The organism is Kitasatospora aureofaciens (genome assembly GCF_001188955.3).
GTDB classification, from domain to species: domain Bacteria; phylum Actinomycetota; class Actinomycetes; order Streptomycetales; family Streptomycetaceae; genus Kitasatospora; species Kitasatospora aureofaciens.
The window spans coordinates 77,577-101,511 of record NZ_JPRF03000017.1 but is presented as its reverse complement, the minus strand read 5'-3'; the positions used below and the strand labels follow the sequence as shown (position 1 = coordinate 101,511).

The 23,935-nt window shown below is 73.5% G+C and carries 20 protein-coding genes and 2 pseudogenes; 5 read left to right on the top strand and 17 right to left on the bottom strand.

Translation table 11 applies throughout. The annotated features are described in order from the left end of the window. Nucleotides 1-154: 154 nt before the first annotated feature. Nucleotides 155-1,387, bottom strand: a complete 1,233-nt coding sequence (locus HS99_RS10250; RefSeq protein WP_078866951.1) for a benzoate/H(+) symporter BenE family transporter — start codon at nucleotides 1,385-1,387, stop codon at nucleotides 155-157. Between the two features lie 205 nt (nucleotides 1,388-1,592). On the opposite strand from HS99_RS10250, the gene HS99_RS10245 reads away from it, so the two are divergent. Further along, nucleotides 1,593-2,516 carry a hypothetical protein gene (locus HS99_RS10245; protein ID WP_030552068.1) on the top strand — a complete coding sequence of 308 codons (924 nt, stop codon included), beginning with the start codon at nucleotides 1,593-1,595 and terminating at the stop codon, nucleotides 2,514-2,516. An 82-nt stretch (nucleotides 2,517-2,598) separates the two neighbouring features. Here HS99_RS10245 and HS99_RS10240 read toward each other — a convergent pair whose 3' ends face one another. Genes HS99_RS10240 through pdhA form a run of 3 tightly spaced genes read right to left on the bottom strand, consistent with a single transcriptional unit; the run spans nucleotide 2,599 to nucleotide 6,167 of the window. After that, nucleotides 2,599-4,023, bottom strand: coding sequence for a dihydrolipoamide acetyltransferase family protein (locus HS99_RS10240; protein WP_030552069.1), 1,425 nt, complete (start codon nucleotides 4,021-4,023; stop codon nucleotides 2,599-2,601). A gap of 15 nt (nucleotides 4,024-4,038) precedes the next feature. Next, nucleotides 4,039-5,013 (bottom strand): alpha-ketoacid dehydrogenase subunit beta, encoded by a 975-nt coding sequence (locus HS99_RS10235; protein WP_030278299.1) that lies wholly within the window; start codon nucleotides 5,011-5,013, stop codon nucleotides 4,039-4,041. Then, nucleotides 5,013-6,167, bottom strand: a complete 1,155-nt coding sequence (pdhA, locus tag HS99_RS10230; protein WP_030278298.1) for a pyruvate dehydrogenase (acetyl-transferring) E1 component subunit alpha — start codon at nucleotides 6,165-6,167, stop codon at nucleotides 5,013-5,015. The genes HS99_RS10235 and pdhA overlap by 1 nt, the downstream gene beginning before the upstream one ends. A gap of 425 nt (nucleotides 6,168-6,592) precedes the next feature. Between pdhA and HS99_RS10225 the strand changes: the two genes are divergently transcribed. Both HS99_RS10225 and HS99_RS10220 read left to right on the top strand, forming a co-directional pair. Further along, nucleotides 6,593-7,252: a response regulator gene (locus tag HS99_RS10225; RefSeq protein ID WP_030278297.1), complete on the top strand. Its 660-nt coding sequence runs from the start codon at nucleotides 6,593-6,595 to the stop codon at nucleotides 7,250-7,252. A gap of 67 nt (nucleotides 7,253-7,319) precedes the next feature. Further along, a complete protein-coding gene (locus HS99_RS10220) occupies nucleotides 7,320-8,420 on the top strand; it encodes a phosphotransferase enzyme family protein (RefSeq protein ID WP_078866949.1) in 1,101 nt (366 codons plus the stop codon). Nucleotides 8,421-8,424: 4 nt separating this feature from the next. On the opposite strand, the gene HS99_RS10215 is transcribed toward HS99_RS10220, so the two are convergent. The 11 genes and pseudogenes from HS99_RS10215 to HS99_RS10170 all read right to left on the bottom strand — a co-directional run bounded on the left by HS99_RS10215 (nucleotide 8,425) and on the right by HS99_RS10170 (nucleotide 19,336). Further along, nucleotides 8,425-10,188, bottom strand: a complete 1,764-nt coding sequence (locus HS99_RS10215) for a protein kinase domain-containing protein (RefSeq protein ID WP_094742898.1) — start codon at nucleotides 10,186-10,188, stop codon at nucleotides 8,425-8,427. Between the two features lie 112 nt (nucleotides 10,189-10,300). Continuing rightward, complete coding sequence (locus HS99_RS10210) at nucleotides 10,301-11,731, bottom strand: protein kinase domain-containing protein (protein ID WP_063737826.1); 1,431 nt, start codon at nucleotides 11,729-11,731, stop codon at nucleotides 10,301-10,303. Nucleotides 11,732-11,986: 255 nt separating this feature from the next. After that, nucleotides 11,987-12,601: a bacterial proteasome activator family protein gene (locus HS99_RS10205; RefSeq protein ID WP_030278293.1), complete on the bottom strand. Its 615-nt coding sequence runs from the start codon at nucleotides 12,599-12,601 to the stop codon at nucleotides 11,987-11,989. Nucleotides 12,602-12,925: 324 nt separating this feature from the next. Further along, on the bottom strand, nucleotides 12,926-13,747 hold the full coding sequence (locus tag HS99_RS10200) for a hypothetical protein (protein WP_030552072.1): 822 nt from the start codon (nucleotides 13,745-13,747) through the stop codon (nucleotides 12,926-12,928). A 119-nt stretch (nucleotides 13,748-13,866) separates the two neighbouring features. After that, nucleotides 13,867-14,844 carry an NAD(P)H-quinone oxidoreductase gene (locus HS99_RS10195; RefSeq protein ID WP_030552074.1) on the bottom strand — a complete coding sequence of 326 codons (978 nt, stop codon included), beginning with the start codon at nucleotides 14,842-14,844 and terminating at the stop codon, nucleotides 13,867-13,869. Nucleotides 14,845-14,892: 48 nt separating this feature from the next. Beyond that, nucleotides 14,893-15,066, bottom strand: coding sequence for a hypothetical protein (locus HS99_RS40910; protein WP_370863234.1), 174 nt, complete (start codon nucleotides 15,064-15,066; stop codon nucleotides 14,893-14,895). Nucleotides 15,067-15,245: 179 nt separating this feature from the next. Beyond that, the gene (locus HS99_RS10190) at nucleotides 15,246-16,454 is read right to left on the bottom strand and encodes a molybdopterin molybdotransferase MoeA (RefSeq protein ID WP_370863233.1); all 1,209 of its coding nucleotides are present in this window, start codon (nucleotides 16,452-16,454) and stop codon (nucleotides 15,246-15,248) included. After that, a pseudogene (locus HS99_RS10185) lies at nucleotides 16,451-16,732 on the bottom strand (DUF6457 domain-containing protein); the annotation flags it as partial. The pseudogene HS99_RS10185 and the gene HS99_RS10190, both read right to left, overlap by 4 nt. 200 nt (nucleotides 16,733-16,932) lie before the next feature. Next, nucleotides 16,933-17,514, bottom strand: a pseudogene (mobA, locus tag HS99_RS10180) (molybdenum cofactor guanylyltransferase); the annotation flags it as partial. Between the two features lie 17 nt (nucleotides 17,515-17,531). Continuing rightward, a complete protein-coding gene (locus HS99_RS10175; protein ID WP_050366680.1) occupies nucleotides 17,532-18,533 on the bottom strand; it encodes an MBL fold metallo-hydrolase in 1,002 nt (333 codons plus the stop codon). Nucleotides 18,534-18,688: 155 nt separating this feature from the next. Continuing rightward, nucleotides 18,689-19,336, bottom strand: coding sequence for an FMN-dependent NADH-azoreductase (locus HS99_RS10170; protein ID WP_030552083.1), 648 nt, complete (start codon nucleotides 19,334-19,336; stop codon nucleotides 18,689-18,691). A 107-nt stretch (nucleotides 19,337-19,443) separates the two neighbouring features. Here HS99_RS10170 and HS99_RS10165 point away from each other — a divergent pair, with 107 nt between their 5' ends. Next, entirely contained in the window at nucleotides 19,444-19,857 is a 414-nt protein-coding gene (locus HS99_RS10165) for a winged helix-turn-helix transcriptional regulator (protein ID WP_078866947.1), read from the top strand. Between the two features lie 77 nt (nucleotides 19,858-19,934). Here HS99_RS10165 and HS99_RS10160 read toward each other — a convergent pair whose 3' ends face one another. Further along, nucleotides 19,935-20,702 carry a polyprenol monophosphomannose synthase gene (locus HS99_RS10160; protein WP_030552087.1) on the bottom strand — a complete coding sequence of 256 codons (768 nt, stop codon included), beginning with the start codon at nucleotides 20,700-20,702 and terminating at the stop codon, nucleotides 19,935-19,937. 343 nt (nucleotides 20,703-21,045) lie between these two features. Between HS99_RS10160 and manA the strand changes: the two genes are divergently transcribed. Further along, nucleotides 21,046-22,254, top strand: coding sequence for a mannose-6-phosphate isomerase, class I (gene manA / locus HS99_RS10155; protein WP_030278283.1), 1,209 nt, complete (start codon nucleotides 21,046-21,048; stop codon nucleotides 22,252-22,254). 71 nt (nucleotides 22,255-22,325) lie between these two features. On the opposite strand, the gene HS99_RS10150 is transcribed toward manA, so the two are convergent. Next, nucleotides 22,326-23,771, bottom strand: a complete 1,446-nt coding sequence (locus tag HS99_RS10150; protein WP_072654917.1) for an acyltransferase family protein — start codon at nucleotides 23,769-23,771, stop codon at nucleotides 22,326-22,328. Nucleotides 23,772-23,935: the final 164 nt, after the last annotated feature.

Here is a 23,935-nt window from a genome sequence, read left to right as displayed (position 1 = left end):
GGTGCGTCCTCGGGGTTCCGGTCACCCGGTGTCGCCCGGGTGGTGGAGCGGAGACGTACCCGGAGCGGCGTGTCGCCCCCACCGGCGGACGAAAAAGTCACCGACCTGGCCGAACGATCCGCATTGTCCCGGCCATACCAACCAATTCCGCCGATCAGTGCGGGGCGCGCTTCCCCAGGTCCAGCAGGAGGTGGGTGCCCAGCCCGAAGAGCAGCCCCCAGAAGGCCGAGCCGATGCCGAACAGGCTCATCCCCGATGCGCTGGCCAGGAAGGTGACCACCGCCGCGTCCCGCCCGCGCTCCTCGGCGACCGCCGCCGCCAGGCTGCCCTGCAGCGAGGCCAGCAGGGCGACCCCGGCGATCACCGCGATCAGTTCCTTCGGCAGCCCCGTGAACAGGCTGACCAGCACCCCGCCGAAGCTGCCCACCAGCACGTACCCCGCGCCCGAGGACATCCCCGCGACGTACCGGCGGCGCGGGTCCGGGTGCGCCTCCGGGCCCGAGCAGATCGCCGCGGTGATCGCCGCCAGGTTCACCCCCGGCGAGCCGAACGGCGCCACCAGCAGCGACACCAGACCGGTGGTGCCGATCAGCAGCCGGTCGTCCGCCCGGTAGCCGAAGGCCCGCATCACCCCGAGGCCCGGCGCGTTCTGCGAGGCGAGCACGACGATGGTGAGCGGCAGCGCCAGCCCCACCACGGCGGACCAGGAGAAGGCCGGCACCGTCAGCACCGGCACGGTCGGCCCGCCCGTCCCCAGGTGCAGCGGCAGTCCGACGGTGAGCGCCGCCAGCACCCCGCCGACCAGCAGCGCGACCGGTACGGCGTACCGCGGCGCGAGCCGCTTGGCCAGCAGGAAGGCGGCGAAGCTGCCCACCACCAGCACCGGCGCGCTGTGCACCGCGCCGAAGATCCCGGCACCGAAGGAGAACAGGATGCCCGCCAGCATCGCGTTCACGATCCCCACCGGCACGGCGGCGATCAGCCGGCCGAACCAGCCGGTCACCCCGAACAGCGTCACCACCGCCGCGCTCACCAGGAACGCCCCGACCGCCTCCCGGTACGGGTAGCCGCCCAGGCTGGTCACCAGCAGCGCCGCCCCCGGAGTGGACCAGGCGGTGACCACCGGCGTCCGGGTCCACCAGCTGAGCGCGAATCCGCTCACCCCGCTGCCGATCGCCACCGCCCAGATCCAGGACGCGGTGTGCGCCGGGTCCAGCCGCCCGGCGGCGGCCGCCGCGAGGACCACCACCAGCGGCCCGGAGAACGACACCGCGACGCAGACCAGCCCCGCCAGCAGCGCCGGCGCCGACGCGTCCCGCCGCAGCGACCGGCGTTCGCCGTCCCCGGCCGCCGTCTGTTCCGGTCGAATCGTCAGCTCATCCGTCATTCCGGCAGTATCCCGAAGCCCGGCCGAAGACTCCCGGAAAAACTTTTCGATCCACCTGCAACCCCCGACGGTGATGGACGTCTATCAGGGTGAAGGCACGGAGAGCGAGACCGGCGGAGCCGGGGGGCGCTTCCGCTCACCAGGAGCGGAGCCGGTCGTCTTCACCCAACACACCGTCAGGCCCATGACCTTGGGGAGTCACGTCATGCGTACGTCCGTTATCAACCGTTTTGCGAAGAACGACCGCGCCTTCTCCGGCCGCCGCCGCATCGCCGTCCTCGCCGCCACCGCCGTCCTCGCGGGCGGCGTCCAGGTCCTCGCGATGAGCGACACCGCCTGGGCCTGCGGCGACGCCCGGTTCGGCACCTCTCCGGTGTTCGACCCCTCCGTCCGCAAGCCGACCGTCCCGAACTCGGACTTCCGCGACCCCCTGTCCAACAGCCTTGCCGCCGACGGCAGCTGGACCGAGTTCGGAGTGGGGATGACCAACTTCACCGGAGCCGACGTCGCCAAGGCCGCGCCGAGCTTCAGCCTGTCGGGCACCTCCCTGCGTACCAGGGACGTACGGGTCGAGGTCGAGCAGAACGGCAGCTGGAAGCCGCTCGAGCTCAACGCGGGCTGCATCGGGATCGACGCCGACACCGACTCGCTGGCGCAGCCGCTGGCCAACGGCCGGGCCGCCGACTTCGTGTTCCGGGTCTCGCTCTCCCCCGCCTCGCCGAAGGACCTGAGCACGCTGACGCTGGTGACGGACGCCGTCACCGACAAGGCCACGCTGGAGTACTGGGGCAACCGCACCGTGAAGGTCACCCACCCCAGGACCGCGCCGACCACCGGGAAGCCGACCCCGGCCGCCAAGCCCGCACCCGCCAAGCCCGCACCCGCCGAGCAGACCGCCGCCAAGCAGGCCGCCGAGAAGACCGAGCAGCCCTCCGCCGGGTCCCCGGCTCCGCAGGCCACTCCTTCCGCGCCGGCGGCCACCGCACCGGCCGGCACCGCCGAGCTGGCCCACACCGGCTCCTCCGGCACCGACACCTTCCTCGCCACCTCGGCCGCCGCGCTGCTCGCGCTCGGCGCCGGCGTCCTGCTCGTCGTCCGCCGCCTCCGCCGCCTCCGCCGCCAGCGGTAGTCGACGGTCTGGTACGGCGAAGGGGCCCTCGCTCCGCACGGCGGTGCGGAGCGAGGGCCCCTTCGTCATGTCTCCGGAGGCGTCAGCCCCAGGTGATCAGGCGCTTCGGGAACTCCAGCAGGCCGGCGATGTCGGCCAGCACCTTGGAGCCCAACTCCCCGTCCACCAGCCGGTGGTCGAAGGAGAGCGCGAGCGTGGTCACCTGGCGCGGGACCACCTTGCCCTTGTGCACCCACGGCAGCTCCCGGACCGCGCCGAAGGCCAGGATGGCCGCCTCGCCCGGGTTGAGGATCGGGGTGCCGGTGTCGACGCCGAAGACGCCGACGTTGGTGATGGTGACCGTGCCGCCCTGCATGTCGGCCGGCGAGGTCTTGCCCTGACGTGCCGTCTCGACCAGCTCGCCGAGCGAAGTGGCCAGGCCCGCGAGGGTCTTGGACCCGGCGTCCTTGATGTTCGGGACGATCAGGCCGCGCGGGGTGGCCGCGGCGATGCCGAGGTTCACCTGGCCCTTGACCACGATCTCCTGGGCCGCCTCGTCCCACTGGGCGTTGATCTCCGGGTGCCGCTTGATCGCCACCAGCAGCGCCTTGGCGACCAGCAGCAGCGGGCTGACCCGGACGTCCCGGCCCAGCTCGCCGCTCTCCTTGAGCTTGCGGACGAACTTCATCGTGCGGGTCACGTCGACCTGGACGAACTCGGTGACGTGCGGGGCGGTGAAGGCCGAGGCCACCATCGCCTGCGCGGTCGCCTTGCGGACGCCCTTGATCGGCACCCGGACGTCGCCCGCGCCGGACACCGGCACCGGGGCCACGACGGCCTCGGCGGCCTCGACCACGACCGGCTCGACGGCCGGGGCCGCCGGAGCGGCCTGGGCCTCGGCATAGGCGTGCAGGTCCTCGCGGGTGATCACGCCGTCCCGGCCGGTCGGGGTGACGGCCCGCAGGTCGACGCCGAGGTCCTTGGCCAGCTTGCGCACCGGCGGCTTGGCCAACGGCCGCTCGCCGAGCTGCGGTTCGGCCACCGGTCCAGTCGGGACCGGGGCCGGGGCCGCGGGCGCGACCTGGGCCGGCTGCGGGGCGGCCGCCTTCGTCGTGGTGGTGGTCGTCCGCCGGGCCCGGCGCTGGGCGGTGCCGGTGCGCGGGCCGTAGCCCACCAGCACCTCCCGGCGCTCCGGCTCGGCCTCGGCGGCCGGCGCCGGCGCGGCAGCCGCGGCCGGCGCGGGTGCGGCGGCCGGCGCGGCCCCCGCCTCCCCGGCCACCGCGACCGAGATGATCACGGTGCCGACGTCGACCGTCGAGCCCTCGGGGAAGAAGAGCTGCTCGACGACCCCGTTGAACGGGATCGGCAGCTCCACCGCCGCCTTGGCGGTCTCCACCTCGCACACGACCTGCCCGTCGGTGACGGTGTCACCGGGCTTGACGTACCAGCTGAGGATCTCGGCCTCGGTGAGGCCCTCGCCCACGTCGGGCATCTTGAACTCGCGGAGCGAGCGAACTTCGGTGGTCATCTACGCTCCCCGGTATCAGTACGCGAGCGCGCGGTCGACGGCGTCGAGCACGCGGTCCAGGTCGGGGAGGAAGGCCTCCTCGACGCGGGACGGCGGGTACGGGGCGTAGTAGCCGCCGACCCGCAGGACCGGTGCCTCCAGGTGGTAGAAGCACCGCTCCGTGAGCCGGGCGGCCAACTCGGCGCCCATGCCCAGGAAGACCGGCGCCTCGTGCACCACGACGGCCCGACCGGTGCGCTTGACCGACTCCTCCAGGGTGGTGAAGTCCACCGGGGAGAGCGAGCGCAGGTCGACGACCTCCAGCCGGCGGCCGTCCTCCTCCGCGGCCGCGGCGGCTTCCAGGCAGACCTTGACCATCGGGCCGTACGCGATCAGCGTCGCGTCGGTGCCGGGGCGGACGATCCGGGCGTCGTGCAGCGCCAGGTCGGCGGTGGCGCCGACCTCGCCCTTGTCCCAGTAACGCCGCTTGGGCTCCAGGAAGATGACCGGGTCGTCGGACTCGATGGCCTGGCGCAGCATCCAGTGCGCGTCGTGCGCGTTGGACGGCGTGACCACCCGCAGACCGGCGGTGTGGGCGAAGTACGCCTCGTGCGACTCGCTGTGGTGCTCGACCGCGCCGATACCACCCGCGTAGGGGATGCGCACGGTCACCGGCATCTTGACGTGGCCCAGCGCACGGGCGTGCATCTTGGCCAGCTGGGAGACGATCTGGTCGAAGGCGGGGTAGACGAACCCGTCGAACTGGATCTCCACCACCGGGCGGTAGCCGCGCAGCGCGAGGCCGATCGCGGTGCCCATGATGCCGGACTCGGCCAGCGGGCTGTCGATCACCCGGTCCTCGCCGAAGTCCTTCTGCAGGCCGTCGGTGATCCGGAAGACGCCGCCGAGCTTGCCGATGTCCTCGCCCATCAGGACGGTCTTCGGGTCCTTCTCCAGCGACTTGCGCAGCGCGTCGTTGAGCGCCTTGGCGATGCTCAGCTGACCGGCCATCAGTGGTTCTCCCCCGCCTCGAAGGAGGCCGCGTACTCGACGTACTCGGCCCGTTCCTCATCGACCAGCGCGTGCGGCTCGCTGTACACGTGGTCGAAGATCAGCGTCGGGTCCGGGTCCGGCATGCTGCGCACGCCCTCGCGCACCCGCAGCCCCAGCTGCTCGCTCTCGGCGTCGACGGCGGTGAAGAACTCCTCGTCCGCCAGTCCCTCCTTCTCCAGGAGGGTGCGCAGCCGCAGGATCGGGTCCTTGGCCTTCCAGGCCTCGGTCTCCTCGGCGAGCCGGTAGCGGGTCGGGTCGTCGGAGGTGGTGTGCGCGCCCATCCGGTAGGTGAAGGCCTCGATCAGCACCGGGCCGTTGCCGCTGCGAGCGTGGTCGAGCGCCCAGCGGGTGACCGCGAGGCAGGCCAGCACGTCGTTGCCGTCGACCCGGACGCCCGGGAAGCCGAAGCCGGAGGCGCGGCGGTACAGCGGGATCTTGGTCTGGGTGGTGGTGGGCTCGGAGATCGCCCACTGGTTGTTCTGGCAGAAGAAGACCACCGGGGCGTTGTAGACCGAGGCGAAGGTGAAGGCCTCGTTGACGTCGCCCTGGCTGGAGGCGCCGTCGCCGAAGTACGCGATCACCGCGTCGTCGGCGCCGTCCTTGGTGATGCCCATCGCGTAGCCGGTGGCGTGCAGGGTCTGCGCGCCGATCACGATGGTGTACAGGTGGAAGTTCTTCTCGTTCGGGTCCCAGCCGCCGTGGTTCACACCGCGGAACATGCCGAGCAGGTTCAGCGGGTCGACGTCGCGGCACCAGGCCACGCCGTGCTCGCGGTAGGTCGGGAAGGCGTAGTCACCGGTGCGCATGGCCCGGCCGGAGCCGACCTGGGCGGCCTCCTGGCCGAGCAGCGAGGCCCACAGGCCCAGCTCGCCCTGGCGCTGGAGGGCGGTCGCCTCGCCGTCGAACCGGCGCACCAGCACCAGGTCGCGGTAGAGCGAGCGCAGTTCCTCCGGAGTGGTGGTCAGGGGGTAGTCCGGGTGCTCGACCCGCTCGCCTTCCGGCGTGAGCAGCTGTACGAGCTCCGGCTGGGCGTCCGTCCCCGTGGCGCGGAGGGTGTCAGGGACAGCGGGGGCCGCCTTCTTGCGAGCCCTCGCCGTGCTTTTGACGGTCACGTTCACTCCTCGGTCTGTCCGGCCGCCCGGGGTCGCCGGTGACCGGTCCGGTCACCGCCTCGCGGGGCGCGCGTGGGTGTGCGCACCTACTGCGTGGCAGGTGGTGATCCTGTTCCGACGGCGTCCCTCACGAGAACGTTACCCAGCGTCCGCCCTTGGCGCGCTTGCGCTAGGACGTCCTACTTGTTCAGGGCCTACAACCCCGAGGGTGCCGCGCCCGGCTCGCCGTCGGAAGGGTGGGGGTGACGGTCGGCGTGACGCAGCTCTCAATTCGAGCGCCTTCAGGACACCAGCGCACGTTATCCGGGCGGAAGCCCGTACGTAAGGGGGTTCTCGGTATCGGTTTCGGCGGCTGTGGCCGGATCACGCCTTTACGGCGCTGCGAACGATACGCCTTGCGTACGGTGATATGGGAGGCTTTGGGCGTGACTGATAACGGACAAATCAGGGTGTTCCTGCTCGACGACCACGAGGTCGTCCGCCGGGGGGTGCACGATCTGCTCTCGGTCGAGGACGACATCGAGATCGTCGGCGAGGCCGGCACGGCCGCCGAGGCGCTCACCCGGATTCCCGCGGTCCACCCCGACGTCGCCGTGCTCGACGTCCGGCTGCCGGACGGCAACGGGGTCGAGGTCTGCCGGGAGATCCGCTCCCGGCTGCCGGAGATCAAGTGCCTGATGCTGACCTCGTTCTCGGACGACGAGGCCCTGTTCGACTCGATCATGGCGGGCGCCGCCGGCTACGTCCTGAAGGCGATCCGCGGCACCGACCTGATCACCGCCGTCCGGGACGTCGCGGCGGGCCGCTCGCTGCTCGACCCGGTCGCCACCAGCCGGGTGCTCGCCCGGCTGCGCGACGGCGGCGAGAGGGAGGACGAACGGCTGGCGCAGCTCACCAAGCAGGAGCGGCGGATCCTGGACCTGATCGGCGAGGGGATGACCAACCGTCAGATCGGCAACGAGTTGCACCTCGCCGAGAAGACGGTGAAGAACTACGTCTCCAGTCTGCTCGCCAAGATGGGCATGGAGCGACGCACCCAGGCGGCGGCGTACGTGGCGCGGCACCAGGCCGACCACCAGCACTGAACCCTGGCCCTTTCACACTCCTGACGGTTTGTCAAGGGCCCCCACCAAGGGGCCATAACCTCTGCACGTGACTTTCAGCCAGACCCTCGCCTGCGCCCCGGCCCGCCCCGACCTCTCCGCCCCGCCGATGGGGACCCTCAGTCCACCCGTCCCCCGCAGCGCACTCGTCGAGGTCCTGGCCCGCTTCCGGGTGGGGCGGCTGCTGACCGCCGAACCGGTCGCCGAAGGCCTGCTCAACCGGGGTTACCGGGTCACGACCGAGGCCGGCGACTACTTCCTCAAGTGCTACGTCGACACCGCCACCGCCAGCCGCCCGAAGATCCTCGCCCACCACCGCGCCATGACCGACCTGAACGCCCTGGGGCTGCCGGTGGTACCCCCGCTGAGCTGCGCCGACCGCGGCGGGACGGTGGCCGCCCCGAACGGCCGGATGTTCGCGCTGTTCCCCTGGGTGGACGGCCGACACCGGCACGGTACGGAGCTCGAACCAGCGCGGTGCGACGCGCTCGGCACGCTGCTCGGCCGACTGCACGGCGCGCTCGACGACGTCTGCGCCCCCCTCGACCCGCCCGCCGGCTATCGCAGCGCCGACCCCCTCGACAGCGCCGAACTGGCCCGCGAGCTGCGGCGCCGCGCCCGCGAGCACCGCCCGTACGACGACCTGGACGCCCTGGTCGAACAACGGCTCGGCGAACGGCTGGAACTGCTCGCCGAGCACGCCCACCGCCGCCCCGACCCGCTCGACGCCCCGCCCACCGGCTGGACCCACGGCGACTTCCACGGCCTCAACCTGCTGTACGACGAGGGCCCGGACGGCGAGCGGGTCGCCGCCGTGCTCGACTGGGACAAGCTCGGCCCGCAGCCGCGCGCCGAGGAGGCCGTCCGCGCCGCCACCCTGCTCTTCAACGACCGGACCACCGGCACCCTCGACCTGGTCCGGGTCCGCCGTTACTCACAGGCCTACCGGGCCTCCGGCGCCGCCACCGCCGAGCACCTGGCTGCCGCCGTCCACCGGGTCTGGTGGGAACGGCTGAACGACTTCTGGATGCTGCAGTGGCGCTACCAGCGGGCCGACCACCGGGCCGACCCGCTGTACCCCGCCTCGGCGGGGCAGTTGGCGTGGTGGTGCCAGGAGTACGAGCAGGTCCTGGACGCCTTCGTCAACTGAACCGTCAGTTGGTGGCCGGCGGCGTCACCCCGCCCACGCCCCCGGCGCCGGCTCCGCCCGCGCCGCCGCTCCCGCCGCCGGTCGGCTTCGTGGTCGGCTTCTGGCTAGCGGTGCTGCCGCCGTCACCGCCCGCCGGCGCCGACGGCGTCGTGCTCGCCCCACTGGTCGCCGTCGCGGTGGAGGTCGCCGAGTGGGTCGGCGTCGGCGTCGGGGCCTGGGTGTGCTTGCCCGAACCCGGTGACGGAGACATGTTGTTGCCGCCGCTCCCGCCGCTCCAGCCGTACGACCCGCTGTCGGCCGGCTGGGTCGGCCGCCTGCTGCCGGCGCCCGACGACGACGGCGGCGGCGTCGGCTGCCCGTTCTGGGTGGGCGTGGTCGGCTCGGTGGTGTTGACCACCGGGGCGGGCGTCGGGGGCGTCGTGTGGTCCATGGCGCCGCCACCGCTGCTGAGCGCGAAGGCGATCCCGGCCCCGGCCGCGACCAGCACGGCGATCCCGCCGGCCACCCAGCCCCAAGGCCCGCGCCGCCGACCGCCGTCCCCGCCGTGGTCGTCCTCGCCGCCACCGCCGTACGGGCCGCCGCCGCCCTGGTAGGACGAGGGGCTGTGCTGGCCGCCCGCCGAGTACGGCAGGACCGAGGTCTGGTCGCCCGCCGCGACCGCGCCGAAGGCCTGGGTGGCCGCCGCGCGGTCCGGCCGGAGCACCTGGGTGGCCCCGGTGTCGCCGGGCATCCCGGTCGCGGCACCGACCCAGCCGGCCCCGGCCGCGCCGTGCATCTCGCGCAGCGCGTGCTGCAGGTGGGCGCGGAACTCGTCGGCGTCCTGGAAGCGGTCGTCCGGGTTCTTGGCGAGCGAGCGCAGCACCAGCCCGTCCAGGCCGACCGGCACCCGGCTGTTGGCCTGCGAGGGCGGCACCGGCGGGTCCTGGACGTGCTGGTAGACCACCGAGAGCGGGGTGTCGCCGGTGAACGGCGGGCGCAGCGTGAGCAGCTCGTAGAGCATGCAGCCGGCCGCGTACAGGTCGGAGCGGTGGTCGACCGGCTTGCCGAGCGCCTGCTCGGGCGACAGGTACTGCGGGGTGCCCATGACCATGCCGGTCTGGGTCATCGTGGTGGCCCCGCCGGTCAGCGCGCGGGCGATGCCGAAGTCCATCACCTTGACCGCGCCGGTCGTGGTGATGCTCACGTTGGCGGGCTTGATGTCGCGGTGCACGATGCCGTTGCGGTGGCTGTAGGCCAGTGCCTCCAGCACCCCGGCGATGATGATCAGCGCCTGGTCGACCGGCGGCGCCTCCTCGTCCACCAGCAGCTCGCGGACGGTCCGGCCCTCGACCAGCTCCATCACGATGTACGGCGTGGACTCGTCCCCGACGTACTCCTCGCCGGTGTCGTAGACCGAGACGATCGCGTGGTGGTTCAGCGCCGCGACGGCGTGTGCCTCGCGGGTGAAGCGCAGCCGGGCGACGTCGTCCTGCGCCAGCTCGCCGCGCAGCAGCTTGATCGCGACGGTGCGGCCCAGCCGCACGTCCTCGGCGGCGAACACCTCGGCCATGCCGCCGCGGCCGAGCCGGTGGGTCAGCCGGTAGCGGCCGTCGCCGACCGTGCCCAGCGGCACTCCGCGGCCCGGTGTCTGCGGTCCGCCGGCCCCGCCGAAGGGCGGCAGCGCGGATGTCGCGGCTTCGCTGCCCGGCTCGGGGATCCTCGGCGTGCCGCCGGTCCGTCCGACCGCTCGGGCACCCGCCTCGTCGTCCGGCTGCTGCGTCTGTGCCATCGCTCCTCGCCCCGGGCGTTCGCTCGGATCGCGGTGCCCTGTCGCTTACGTATCCCCGAACGCTACCGCTTCCGGCGCGCACCCGTGACACGCGCGAAGCGGCGGGAAACGGTCAGAGCAGACCGTTCCGGTCGGCCTGCGGACCCACCACCACGACCGCGGCGGGCCGCTCGGAGTGGAACTTGCCGTTGGTGTTCTTCTCCGCCTTGTTGACCACGATCGCGATGATGATGCCGGCCAGCACCAGCACGCCGACGATGATCGCGATCACCACGAAGGCCGTGGAGCAGCCGCCGCCGTTGGGCTTCGGCTGCTGGTACGGCGGCATCGGCTGCGGGCCCGGGGTGTGCATCGGCGGCCGCTGTCCCTGCTGGGGGAACGGGTGCGGCGTGTGCGGGGCCTGCGGGCGCGGGGTCTGGTAGGCGGGCGGCGGGGTCCGGTACTGCGGCTGCTGCTGCTGCGGGAACGGGTGCGGCGTCCGCGGCGCCTGCGGGTGCGGCGTCTGGTAGGCGGGCGGCGGGGTCTGGTACTGGGGCTGCCCGCCCTGCTGGAGGTACTGCGGGTGCGGGGTCTGCGGCGCCTGCGGACCGGCGTGCACCGAGCGCGGCCCCTCCTTGATCACCAGCGGGGAGCTGGCCTGCAGCGCGTGCCCGCTGCCGCCGCCCTTCAGCTCCGCGATCAGCCGCTCCGCCTCGTCCCGCATCGCGGCCGCGCTCTGGAACCGGTGCGCCGGGTCCTTGCGCAGCGCCTGGGCGACGTAGGCGTCCACCGCCGGGGTGATCGAGCGGTTGAGGCTGGAGGGCGCCGGCGGCTCCTCCTGGACGTGCTTGTAGGCGATCGAGAAGGCCGAGTCGCCGTCGAAGACCAGCTGGCCAGTGAGCATCTCGAAGAGCATCACACCGACCGAGTACAGGTCGGAACGGGCGTCCACCGGCTTGCCGAGCGCCTGCTCGGGCGACAGGTACTGCGGGGTGCCGACCACCATGCCGGTCTGCGTCATCGACGTGACGCCGGACTCCAGCGCCCGGGCGATGCCGAAGTCCATGACCTTGACATTGCCCTTGCGGTCGAACATGACGTTGCCGGGCTTGATGTCGCGGTGCACCAGGCCCATGTCGTGCGAGGCCTCCAGCGCGTTCAGCACGCCGACGGTGACCTTCAGGGCCTCCTCGGCGGGCACCGCGCCGTGCTGGGCGACCGCCTCGTTGATCGTCTCGCGCAGGCCCTTGCCGTCGATCAGCTGCATGACGATGTACGGCGTGCTGGAACCGTCCGGGGCGACGTCCTCGCCGCTGTCGTACACCGTGACGATGTTGGGGTGCTCCAGCCGGGCCACGGCCTGGGCCTCGCGGCGGAACCGCTCCTTGAACGAGTCGTCCCGGCCCAGCTCGCTGTGCATGCTCTTCAACGCGACCTGCCGGTCCAGCACGCTGTCGTACGCGAGGTGCACGGAGGCCATGCCGCCCTCGCCCAGCAGCCGCTGCAGCACATAGCGGCCGTTGCCCAGGGAGAAGCCCTCGACCGCGTTGCCGTGCTCGCTCATGGTCCTCTGCTCCCCCTCGGCGCGGTGGTGCTGCCGCGACCGTGACGTTCGGTCTCGTCCGTACGTGGTGGGCCCGGCCCACCGGCCCGGCGATCCCCTGCCGCGGCGGCTCGACCGGCCAGCGACAGGGGTCAGGGTATCGGCTTCCGCCGACGGTGACCGGTCCAGGGCCGATCCTGGCCCCGGACCGCCGGCGCCGTCCTGCGGCGGTGCGGTCCGGGGCGGATCGTCGTGGTACGTCCGGCCCCGGCGGCCCTACAGGTACGGGCCGGAACGGATCCCGCGGCCCTGGCCCGGGTCCTCCTCGTCCGGGTCGACACCGTGCGAACCGGGTGGCAGCGCGCGCCGCATCTGCTCCAGCTGCGCCCGCGCGGCCATCTGCTGGGCGAACAGGGCGGTCTGGATGCCGTGGAAGAGGCCCTCCAGCCAACCCACCAGCTGGGCCTGGGCGATCCGCAGCTCGGCCTCGGTCGGGATGCTGTCCTCGGTGAACGGCAGCGAGAGCCGCTCCAGCTCGGCGACCAGCTCCGGGGCCAGCCCGAGCTCCAGTTCCTTGATCGAACTGGCGTGGATGTCCTTCAGCCGAGCCCGGCTGGCCTCGTCGAGAGGCGCCGCCCGAACCTCCTCCAGCAGCTGCTTGATCATGCTGCCGATGCGCATGACCTTGGCGGGCTGCTCGACCATCTCGGTCACCGGGAGCTCGCGGGGCACGTCCGCCTCGTCGTCCCCCTCCATCGTCGCCCCGGCGAACCCCTGGCCCACGGGCAGCCCGTCCGGTCCGACGATCAGCACCTTCTGGCCGTCCTGCGGCTGCCCGCCGCCGGCCCGGAAGGGCTCCTGCGACGAGCGCTCGTTCATCGGATTCGTCATGAACAACATTCTCTCTCACTGGGGTTGGTCGGGCGGAAGCCCCCGTTCGTCCCGCCGTCCTGCGCCACCCCGTCACGACGGTACGCCCCCGCGGGCGGCCCGGGAATCCGTACGGATACTCAGTTCCCCGGCCGCTCCGGTCCGCCACGGCGGCGCGTCACCCGCCCCGGAAACCCCCACCGAATCTCCACGCCACCCGCCACCCGCGCACCGGCTCGACGGGGCCCGGCCCTTCCGCAGCCGCACCCCGGCCAGCCGCCCGGGGGCGGCGCCCCGGGCCCCACAGCCCTGCGACGCCGCCCCGCCACTCTGCGAGCCCCCGGCTCAGCCCTTCCGCAGCCGCACGCCGATCAGCCCCAGGCCGCAGCCGATCAGCCCCAGGCCCACGCCCAGCGGCAGCTGGAGGGTGGAGGGGTCCTGCCAGTGGGCCGGGAGGACGGCCGGGACGGTCCCGGCGGCCGCGGGCCGGCCGGAGGCCGCCGTGCCGGCACCCTGGTCGTCGGCGGGAGCCGAGGCGTCCGGGGCGTCCGCGTCGGAGTCCGAGCCGGACTGGTCGGCGGTGCCGCCCCGGTCCTGCTCGGGCGACTGCTCGACGGCCTGGCCCGGAGCCTGGTTCGACGGCTGGCCCGGAGCCTGACCGGGCGCTTGACCGCGCGCCCGGTCGGGCACCCGGTCCACGGTCGCGTCCGGGCGCCGCTCCGGCGCCGAGACCGGGCGGTGGTGGCGCGCCCATCTCTCGTAGAAGTCCGGACGCGACCGGTCGGGCACCATGTGCTGCTGCGGCGGCGCCGCGTTGGGTGACGGCCCGGAGGCCTCGGCCGGATCGGCCCGCCCGTCGGCCCCCGGCGCCGAGGCGTCCGGAGCCGAGACGTCGGGAGCCGGGGAGACCGGCACAGCGGAGTCCGGTACGGGGGAATCCGCAGCCGGGGAGTCGGGAGCCGGGGAGTCCGCCGCCGGGGCCGAGGCGCCCGGGGACGGCTCCGCCACCGCCGTGGTCACGGCGGCCAGCGGGAGCGTCAGTCCCAGCACGGCCGCCGCGAGCAGCCACCAGGAACGGCTGGTCCGGCGGGTACGACGGGGGTGGGGCGCGGCGGGCGGCGGCGCGGTCGGCAGCGGCCCGAGGACGTCGTGCGGAGTTGCAGCCACGGTCGGAGTCCTTCCGACGGCCGACCACGCCCGGGGGCGGGACCGGCGGCGAGACAGCTCCGGACCAGCCTCACACAATCCGGCAATCGCGGCATTTCGAACCCCTCACGCCACGCCGCTCAGGCCGTCAGCACGACCTTCCCGACCTGCTCCCCCGCCTCCAGCACCCGGTGCCCGGCGGCGGCGTCGGTCAACGGCAACACCCGGTCGACCACCGGCTTCACCACTCCGGACTCGACCAGCGGCCACACGTGCTCCCGCACCGCCGCCACGATCGCCGCCTTCTCCGCCAGCGGCCGCCCGCGCAGGTTGGTGGCGATCACCGCCGCCCGCTTGCGCAGCAGCGTGTTGAGGTCGAGCTCGCCCTTCACCCCGCCCTGCAGCCCGATGACCACCAGCCGCCCGTTGACCGCCAGCGCGTCCACGTTCCGCTGCAGGTACTTGGCGCCCATGATGTCCAGGATCACGTCCGCCCCGGCGCCGTCGGTGGCCTCCCGGAGCGCCTCGACGAAGTCCTGCTCGCGGTAGTCGATCACGATGTCGGCGCCCAGCTCGGTGCACCGGGCCAGCTTCTCCGGGCTGCCCGCCGTCACCGCGACCCGCGCACCGACCGCCTTGGCCAGCTGGATCGCCATCGTGCCGATCCCGCTCGCGCCGCCGTGCAGCAGCACCGTCTCGCCCGGCCGCAGGTGGGCCGTGAGGAAGACGTTGGACCACACCGTGCAGGCCACCTCCGGCAGCGCGGCGGCCTGCTCCGGGCTCAGCCCCTTCGGCAGCGGCAGCAGCTGCCCGCTCGGCACCGCGACCCGCTGCGCGTAACCGCCGCCGGACAGCAGCGCGCACACCTCGTCGCCGACGGCCCAGCCGGCCACGCCCGGCCCGAGCGCGACGATCCGCCCGGCGCACTCCAGCCCCGGGTAGGGCGAGGCGCCGGGCGGCGGGTTGTAGAAGCCCTGCCGCTGAAGCAGATCGGCACGGTTGACGGCGGTGGCCGCCACCTCGACCAGGACCTCGCCCTCGCCAGGCACCGGGTCGGGCACCTCGGCCCACACCAGTGCCTCGGGGCCGCCGGGTACGGGAATCGTCATCGCATGCATGCACCGAACCTACTGCGCCGCACGGTGGTCCGGCCGCCAGGGCCCGCCCTACGCCGTCGACTTGATGACGATCACCCGGTCGGTCAGCTGCAGCACCGCGGCCTTCGGCTCGTTGTAGTTGAGCACCCGTCGGCCGCGCACCACCGCGACCACCAGGTCCTCGCACTCGCGCGGGCCGTGCCCCGCCTCGGCCCGGGTGACCGGGCGGCACAGCCCACTCATGCGCCCGCCTCACTGCGCTCGGCAGGGGCATTCGCCCACACGCACCTCTCGACGATGACCTCGCTCCGCTCGCTCAAACGCCCACCCCGCCGCGCCCGGCAGGGGCACTCCCCCACACGCACCTCTCGACGATGGCCTCGCTCCGCTCGCTCAAACGCCCACCCCGACGGTGAGCTCGCTCACGGCGCCTCCACCAGCTCGACGACCTCCCCCGCCGCCGCCCCGCCGGGTGGGATCACCGCCAGCGCCTCGGCCCGGGCGAGGCCGCGCAGCATCGCGGGCCCGTCGAAGGCGAGCGGTACGACCCCCTCGGCGGTGCGTCGCACCGGCTGGAGCCGGGTGTCCACCGGGTGCCCGGGAAGCAGGACGGCCGCCGGGGCGGGTGCGGGGCCGAAGGCGGCCCGTCCGCTACGGGCGTGCAGCAGCGGCAGGGCGAGCGTGACCATCCCGGCGACGGCCGCCAGCGGGTTGCCGGGCAGGCCCACCAGGTGGCGCCCGCCGGGGAGTTCGGCCAGCAGCATGGGGTGCCCGGGACGGACGGCCACGCCGTCCACCAGTAGCCGGGCGCCGACCTCGGCGAGCGCCCGGTGCAGGAAGTCCACCGGTCCGGCGGCCGTCCCGCCGGTGGTGACCACCACGTCGGCGGTGGAGTACCGCAGGGCGTCCCGCAGCAGCCCGAAGTCGTCGCGCACGCGGCGCACTTCGGCCACCTCCGCACCGGCCGCGTGCAGCCAGGGCGGCAACAGCGGGCTCAGCGCGTCCCGTACCAGCCCCGGGCCGGGGGTCCCGCTGTCGAGCAACTCGTCCCCCAGTACCAGGACTTGGACCACCGGACGGCGGCGCACCGCGAGCCGGTCGTGCCCGCAGGCGGCGGCCAGGCCGAGCACGGCCGGACCGATCACCGTCCCGGCGGGCAGCAGTTCCTCACCCCGGCGGCACTCCTGGCCGCGCGGGCGCACGTCCTGACCGGTTGTCAGCTTCTCCGGGCCGCGCTCGCGCAGCAGCGTGCCCTCGGTCCTGCCGTGCTCCCGGCGCAGTACGGCGGTGGCTCCGGGTGGCAGTTGGGCGCCGGTGGCGATCTCGACCGCGCTGCCGTCGGCCAGCGGTGCGACCTCGGTGCGCCCGGCCAGCACCCGTCCGGCGACCCGCCAGGGCCCGGGTCCGGCGACCGCCCAGCCGTCCATCGCCGAGGTGTCGAAGGCGGGCAGGTCGGTCAGCGCGCCGAGCGGCTCGGCGAGGACGTGCCCGAGCGCCCCGGCCAGTGGCAGATCGACCACCGGCAGCGGGCGCAGCCCGGCCCGGCGCGCGGTTTCCCGGGCGCGCGACCAGCTCAGCACGCCGGGACGGGTCGGGGGAACGGTCACGGTGGTCCGTCCGACCGTGCTCACGGCTCCTCCGGGCCGTCAGCGGGTTGCCACCGCTCGGCGAGCGCCGTGGTCCGCCGGGACGCCTCGGCGACGGCGGCCGGTCCGCCGCCCTTCTGGGCGGCCGCGTAGCCGATCAGAAAGGCGGTCAGCGGCGCGGCCGGCCGGGCCACTCCGTGCGCGACCACCCGGGCCGTGTCGAGCAGTCCCCGGACGTCCACGTCCAGGTCGATGCCCAGGTCGGCCTTGACCTCGGCGATCCAGTCTTCCAGCGTGCGCTCCATGCGCCCATGCTGCCCGATCGGCGGTTTCCCCGGCGTGTTCGCCCCGTGTGCGGCGTGCGTCGTTTCCCTCACAGCCCGGGGGTGGCCGCGGTGAGGTTCCCTCCGCGGTGCCTGGTCATCGCCGCCCGGCAGCGGCCACCGGCAGCGCTGCGACCACCGGGCGCGCCCGGCCCCGTCCACGACGGCCGCGCTCGCCCGCGCGCCGGGGGCGCTCAGGACCGGTCGCGCTCCCTCGCCTGTTCCAGGTCCTCCCAGGTGTCGCAGTCGTACGCGACGTTGTCCGTGTCGGCCACCCGCAGCCGGTTCAGCCCGCCGACGAGGCGGCGCAGCGGCTGTCCGGCCGGGTCGCCGCCGAGGGCGGCCAGCGCGGCGCGCAGCGCGGCGGTGCGGTAAGCGGCGGTGAGCGGCTGGTCGCGTCCGCCCGCGTCGACCAGGACGGCGACGTCCGTGTACGGCCCGGCCTCTTCGAGGGCGGATGCCAGCCGTTCCACCGTCCGCCGGTCGAGGAAGGGCAGGTCGGCGGCGAGCAGCAGCACGGTGTCCGCGGTGACCAGGTCGAGTCCGGCCGCGACGGCGGCGACCGGCCCGCCGCCGGGCGGCTGCTCCCTGGTCCACCGGACGCCCGCGCGCGTGGTCGGCCGGGCCGGACCGACCACGACGGTGGTCCGGGCGCCGGCGCAGGCAGCGAGCACCCGGTCCAGCAGGGTGGTCTCCCCCACGGTCAGGCCGGGTTTGTCGGCCCCGTCGAACCTCCGGGCCGCGCCGCCCGCCGGAACGATCACGTCGTACGGCGTCGTCATGCGGCCAGTATCCCGCCCTACTCGCCGCCCCCGCCCTCGTCCTCGTCCCCGTCCGCCGCCTCCGATTCGGAGTCTCCGTCCTCCGCCTCCGGTCCGGACTCCGGGGAGGCGGCCCGGGCGGTGTTCGCGGCCGCGCCCAGCTGCAGGAAGGACGGCAGGGTCAGTTCCCCGTACCGCTCGTTCATCGCGGTGATCAGCGCCTCCGGATCGTCCGGGTGCTCGGCCAGCAGCCGGTCGAAGTCCCGCAGGTACTCCCCGGTGAAGGCGAGCACCCGGGCGGCGTCGTCGCCCTGTTCGGGGGCGCGGTGTCCGGCGATGACCCGGTCGACGCCGAGGTCGGCGATCCGGTCGAGGTTGTGGCCCCAGGTGATGCGCTGGGCCGGGGTGGTGTCGGCGGTCCACACGTGGGTGCCGTTGCTGACGAAGTCCCCGGCGATCACGGTCCGGATGCTCGGCACGTGGACGACCGAGGACTCCCCGCAGTCCGCCTGGCCGAGCAGCAGCACCGGGATCACCTGGCGGTCCAGCATCAGTGGCTGGGGCAGCAGCGGGGCGGGGACCGAGGGGTTGTCCGGGATGTCGTCGCCGTAGACGGGCTTCCACTGGGCGACCTTGGCCGCGACGGTGCGCCGGATGCCCTCGACCACCACCGGGGCGGCCAGCAGCTGGGCGTCCGGGAAGAGCTTCAGCACCTCCTCGGCGCCGAAGTAGTGGTCGGGGTGCTGGTGGGTGACCACGATGGCGAGCAGTCGGCGGCCCTTGCCCGCGACCCACTCGGCCAGTTCGCGTCCGGCGCTGCGGGTGAGCTGGGCGTCCACCAGGATCGCGGTCCGCTCACCGAGGATCAGCGTGGAGGTGGTGAAGAAGGCCGATTCGGGCCCGGTGAAGACGGCGACCTCCAGCGGCCGGGCGGTCCGCTCCGCGTCACCGGCACCGTCAGCACCATCGGCGACGGCCGTGACGGGCTCGGCGTCGGCCCGTTCCGCGCCGGAGCCCTCCTCGGGCGGGGACGACGTCACGGGTGGCTCCCTCTGCTCGGCGGTCGGACTTCCTGCGCCCTACAGCATGGGAGCACCGGCGGCCGATTGCGCGGAAGGCGCGCCCGTCGGGGCGAGCCTCGGGCGTGTCCGACGATCCGCGCCCGGCGGGATCGTCGGACGCGCCCTCCCGCACGTCACGCCGCGAAGCGCGCGGCCAGCTCCTTGCCCCGGCGGGCGGCCAGCTCCAGGGCCCGGGCCCTGGACTCGGCGGCGGCCGGGACGAACTCGGCCAGCGCCGGGACGGACGCCGCGAGGGTGAACTCCGGGACGATGAACTCGACCTCCAGCCCGAGGCCGCCACCCAGCACCTTCTCCAGGTAGGTGGTGACGAACTCGAACGGCTCGCGCGGGGCGCCGGGGCCGTACGAGCCGCCGCGGGAGGCGACGACGGTGACCGGGGTGCCCTTGGCGGAGGGCGACTCGCCGGCGGTGCGGCCCATCAGGATCACGTGGTCCAGCCAGGCCTTGAGGGTCGACGGGATCGTGAAGTTGTACATCGGGGCGCCGATCAGCACCGCGTCGGCGGATTCCAGCTCGGTTATCAGCCGCTCGCGCAGCGCGAAGGCGGCGGCCTGTTCGGCGTCGCGTGCCTCCGCCGGGGCGTACCCGGCGGTGATGCCGTGGGCGTCCAGGTGCGGGACGGGCTCGGCGGCGAGGTCCCGGTGGATCACCGTGCCTCCGGGGTGCTCGGCCTCCCAGGCGGCCCGGAAGGCGGCGGTGACCTCGCGGGAGACGGAGCCGTCGGTGATCGCCGAGGAGTCGATGTGCAGGAGCGTGGGCATGGCATGACCTCCAGAGAATAAGCAGCTGCTTTTTCCGCTGCAGCTGCAAGTACGGTAGCAGCTTACTTTTCTGCAGTCACTACGGACATATCGAGTACGCTTGATCCATGGCCGAGCACGAGGTAGTCACCGACGCAGTCCCGACCGCCGTCGACGACCCGTGCGCGGCCGCCGCGGGCCCCGGCGGCTGCGGCAACGTCGACCTGGCCCTCAACCGGGTGTTCACCCTGCTCGGCAAGCGCTGGACCGGCATGCTGCTGGGCGTGCTCAACAACGGCGGTCCGGCCTACTTCTCCGAGCTGCGCCGGGCCGTCCCGGGCATCAGCGAACGCATGCTCTCCGACCGGCTGACCGAGCTGGCCGAGGCCGGACTGGTCGTCCGCGAGGTCGACCCCGGCCCCCCGCTACGGGTCAGCTACCGGCTCACCGAGGGCGGCGTCGCGCTGAAGCCGGCCCTCACCGAACTGGCCGTCTGGGCGGACCGCTACCTGCCGGAGAGCGCCCTCCGGGGCGGCTGCTGACCGGCCCGCACCGGCCCCGGACACGCCGAAGGGCCCGTCCGCCGTTGCACGGCGGACGGGCCCTTCGGCACTGGGACTCAGCGCGTGGCGGCGCCACCACGGAAGCGGGCCACCCGGTCGGCGATGCCCCAGGTGGTCACCCGCCAGAGCGCCTCGACCACGATGTTGCGGCTCATCTTGGACGCGCCGAGCTCGCGCTCGACGAAGGTGATCGGCACCTCGGCCACCTTGAAGCCCGCCTTCACCGTGCGCCAGGCCAGGTCGACCTGGAAGCAGTACCCGGCCGAGGCCACCTCGTCCATGCCCAGGCCCAGCAGGGTCTCCTTGCGGAAGGCCCGGTAGCCGCCGGTGACGTCCCGGATCGGCACGCCCAGCATCAGCCTCGAGTACGTGGAGCCGCCGCGGGAGAGCAGCAGGCGCGACTTCGGCCAGTTCACCACCCGGCCGCCCGGCACCCAGCGCGAGCCGAGCACCAGGTCGGCGCCGCGCAGCGCGTTCAGCAGCCGGTCCAGCTCCTCGGGCTGGTGCGAGCCGTCCGCGTCCATCTCGACCAGGACGTCGTAGCCGTTGTCGATGCCCCAGCGGAAACCCGCGAGGTAGGCGGCGCCCAGGCCCTCCTTGCCCTTGCGGTGCATGACGTGGACGTGCTGGTCCTCGGCGGCCAGCTTGTCGGCCAGCTCGCCGGTGCCGTCGGGGCTGTTGTCGTCGGCGACCAGCACGTGCGCCTCGGGCACCGAGGCGCGGACCCGGCCGACGATCCGTTCGACGTTCTCCGCCTCGTTGTAGGTCGGGATGATCACCAGGACCCTGCCGAGATCAGCAAAACTCTGCTGGTTCACGGTCACGTACAAACCTCTCGGCCGATGGCGGGGAGTGTCAGAACACCGTCGCCCGCACTCTGGAGCGCGGCCCCGCCGACAGCCCGCCGACGGGATGACCACGGTGGAGGATGCTGCGGAGGGCGGAGACTACTGCGTCCTGGCATCCTACTACCGCGCCCGGGAACCGCTGGTAGGACCACCGCACTCCCACCTGGTGCCCACCGTTTCCCCGCGGACGACCGGGGTCGGCTAGGGTCGATGCCCTTGCTCGTGCCGGGACCCGCCCGTACCGCCGGGCCCGCCCCGGCGATCCGGACTCGGAACGTCCGGGGGCCGCCCCCGTCAGCGAAGGAGTAGGACCGCGCGCATGGACAGGCTCGTCAACACCGTCCGCCCGTACGCCTGGGGGTCGCTCACGGCCCTGCCCGAGCTGCTGGGGCAGGAGCCCACCGGTGAGCCGCAGGCCGAGCTGTGGATGGGCGCCCACCCCGGCGACCCGTCCCGCGCCGACCGCGGCGAGGGTCCGCGACGGCTGGACGAGCTGATCGCGGCCGACCCCGAGGGCGAACTCGGCGCGGCGAGCACGGCCCGCTTCGGTCCGAGCCTGCCCTTCCTGTTCAAGGTGCTCGCCGCGGGCCTGCCGCTGTCCATCCAGGCCCACCCCACGCTGGACCAGGCCCGGGCCGGCTTCGCCACCGAGAACGCCCTCGGACTCCCGCTGGACGCCCCCGAGCGCAGCTACCGCGATGCCAACCACAAGCCCGAAATGGTCTGCGCGCTGGGCGAGTTCGAGGGACTGTGCGGCTTCCGCCGGCCCGCCGCGGCGGCCGCGCTGCTGGCCGCCCTCGCGGTGCCCGGACTGGAGCCGCTGATCGAGCTGCTGTCGGTCGAGGACCCCGGGGACGACAAGGCCGAGGCCGAGGCGCTGCGCGGCGCCCTGGCCGCCGTGCTCACCATGGACGACGCGACCGCCGAGCGGACCGTCCGGGAGACCGTCGCGGCGCTCGCCGGGACGGACCCGGACGGCGAGCACGCCCCGTACGCCCGGATCGCCGAGGACTTCCCGGACGACCGCGGCGTGATCGTCGGCATGCTGCTCAACCACGTCCGACTGCGGGCCGGTGAGGCGCTCTACCTGGCCGCCGGCGTGCCGCACGCCTACCTGTCCGGCGTCTGCGTGGAGCTCCAGGCCAACTCGGACAACGTGCTGCGGGCCGGGCTGACCCCCAAGCACATCGACGTGCCGGAGCTGCTGAAGGTCGTGCTCTTCGAACCCGGCGCCCCCGAGGTGGTGCACCCCGTCCGGGTCGACTCCACCCCCGGCGAGCAGCTCTACCCCGTCCCGATCGACGAATTCCGGCTCTCCCGCTTCGAGTTGGACGGCGTCGACCGCGAGATCGACGGCCGCACCCCGCAGATCGTGCTCTGCACCGAGGGCGCCGTACGCCTCACCGCCGCCGACGGCGCCGTGCTCGACCTCGCCCGCGGCCAGTCCGCCTTCCTCCCGGCCACGGGCACCCCGACCCGCCTCGCCGGCACCGGCAGCACCCTCTTCCGCGCCACCGTCACGGTCTGACGGCCGCACCGCGAACGAGTGAGGGCCCGCCCCCCAGCGGGGGCGGGCCCTTGCTCGCAACTCTCAGCCGGTCAGCGGTCCCGTGAACCGGGCCCGCCCGCACCGACCTCGACCGGTACCGGCTCCACGGTCCGCTCCGGCGCAGCTGATGCCGGGCCGGGCACCGAAGGTGCGGCCGTGACCGGACCGGCCGGCACCGCGAACGCCAGCGCCGGAAGCTCGCCGCCCGGCCAGCGCCGGTCCGCCCACTTGCCCACCTTGCGGCCCAGCTTCTGGACCGGCAGCTCCACCAGCTTGTACATGAGCCAGCTCGCGATCATGATCACGGCCAGGTACTCGGCCGTCCAGATCACCTTGCCGCTGGTCGTCGGGGGCACCTTGGGCACGTCCAGCGCGTAGTGCAGGGTGTGCAGCACCGGGACGTGCAGCAGGTAGAGCGAGAAGCTGATCCCACCGAGCCAGGTCAGCGGCTTCGGGAAGCGGCGCTTGCGCAGCGCGAAGCCGATCCCGAAGGTGATCCAGGCCCCGACGAAGGAGCCGGCCCAGGCCCGCGGCCCGGCCGTCCAGGTGTTGTTCTCCATGCCGTTGCGGTTGTAGAACCACGCGACGGCCACGCCGGCGGCGAGCACGAAGCCGCAGCAGAGCACCGCCTGCAGCCGGTCGATCTGGCCCTTCTCGGCGCGGTAGACCACGGTGCCCGCGAACATCGTCGCGAAGATCATCAGGGTCTCGAACATCGGAGCCCGGCTGTTGTTGTACATCAGCACGAAGGCCAGCAGGCCGAGCGTGATCGCCCCGACCCGGGTCAGGTTCGCCCGGCCGCTCAGCACGCAGGCGAAGGCGAAGAGCACGATCAGCACCGCGCCCCACACCAGGTGACGGGTCGAGGCGGCGTCGACGGTCATCGTGTGGGAGGCGATCGAGGTGCCGAAGAGCACCGCGACCGCGGCGAAACCGACCGCGATCGGACCGCTGCGGCGGTGCTGACCGACCGCGAAGAGCGCGGTGACCATGTAGTAGAACGCCATCTCGTAGCTGAGCGTCCACATCACGCCCAGGCCGTTCCAGACGCCCATGAAGTCCTGCAGCATGGTCGCGTTGGCGGCCACGGCCACGTAGTTGTGGCCGGTCGCGAAGAGCGCGACCGAGCCGTCACCCTTCGGGATGATCGCCAGCGCCACCGCTATGCCGATGATCACCGGCGGCCAGAGCCGGAAGAACCGGCCGATCCAGAACGCCCGCACGTTCCCGCGGCGCTCCAGCGAGGCCGGGATGATGTAGCCGCTGACCAGGAAGAACAGCATGACGCCGTACAGGCCGAGGTCCGCGTGCCACCAGACGAAGGCGGCCAGGCGGTCCGGCAGCAGTTTCAGCACGTCGAAGTGGTGCAGGGCGACCACGAGGGCGGCCACGCCGCGCAGCGCGTCGAGCCAGCCGAGTCGGGCAGCCGCCCCAGCCGTCTGGGACTGCTCGCTCCCCCGGCCCCTGCGGGCGGACAGCTGTCGTATCGTCTTCACGGCAGGGACAGTAGTCCATTGCGCCCCCGCCCCTCTCCGAAGCCGGTGCGGACGTCGCCACCCTGTCCACCCGAGTCGCCACCCCGCCGCCTAATTCGGTTGACCCCCGTCCCGGCGCGGGGCTGGACTGTCGCGGGCGCCACGCACCGTGGGGCCGATACCCA

Excerpts from the sequence above, each read along its gene's own strand:
- HS99_RS10250 (WP_078866951.1), bottom strand. The coding sequence starts at position 1,387 with ATGACGGATGAGCTGACGATTCGACCGGAACAGACGGCGGCCGGGGAC.
- HS99_RS10245 (WP_030552068.1), top strand. The coding sequence starts at position 1,593 with ATGCGTACGTCCGTTATCAACCGTTTTGCGAAGAACGACCGCGCCTTC.
- HS99_RS10240 (WP_030552069.1), bottom strand. The coding sequence starts at position 4,023 with ATGACCACCGAAGTTCGCTCGCTCCGCGAGTTCAAGATGCCCGACGTG.
- HS99_RS10235 (WP_030278299.1), bottom strand. The coding sequence starts at position 5,013 with ATGGCCGGTCAGCTGAGCATCGCCAAGGCGCTCAACGACGCGCTGCGC.
- HS99_RS10215 (WP_094742898.1), bottom strand. The coding sequence starts at position 10,188 with ATGGCACAGACGCAGCAGCCGGACGACGAGGCGGGTGCCCGAGCGGTC.
- HS99_RS10210 (WP_063737826.1), bottom strand. The coding sequence starts at position 11,731 with ATGAGCGAGCACGGCAACGCGGTCGAGGGCTTCTCCCTGGGCAACGGC.
- HS99_RS10205 (WP_030278293.1), bottom strand. The coding sequence starts at position 12,601 with ATGACGAATCCGATGAACGAGCGCTCGTCGCAGGAGCCCTTCCGGGCC.
- HS99_RS10195 (WP_030552074.1), bottom strand. The coding sequence starts at position 14,844 with ATGCATGCGATGACGATTCCCGTACCCGGCGGCCCCGAGGCACTGGTG.
- HS99_RS40910 (WP_370863234.1), bottom strand. The coding sequence starts at position 15,066 with ATGAGTGGGCTGTGCCGCCCGGTCACCCGGGCCGAGGCGGGGCACGGC.
- HS99_RS10170 (WP_030552083.1), bottom strand. The coding sequence starts at position 19,336 with ATGCCCACGCTCCTGCACATCGACTCCTCGGCGATCACCGACGGCTCC.
- HS99_RS10165 (WP_078866947.1), top strand. The coding sequence starts at position 19,444 with ATGGCCGAGCACGAGGTAGTCACCGACGCAGTCCCGACCGCCGTCGAC.
- manA (WP_030278283.1), top strand. The coding sequence starts at position 21,046 with ATGGACAGGCTCGTCAACACCGTCCGCCCGTACGCCTGGGGGTCGCTC.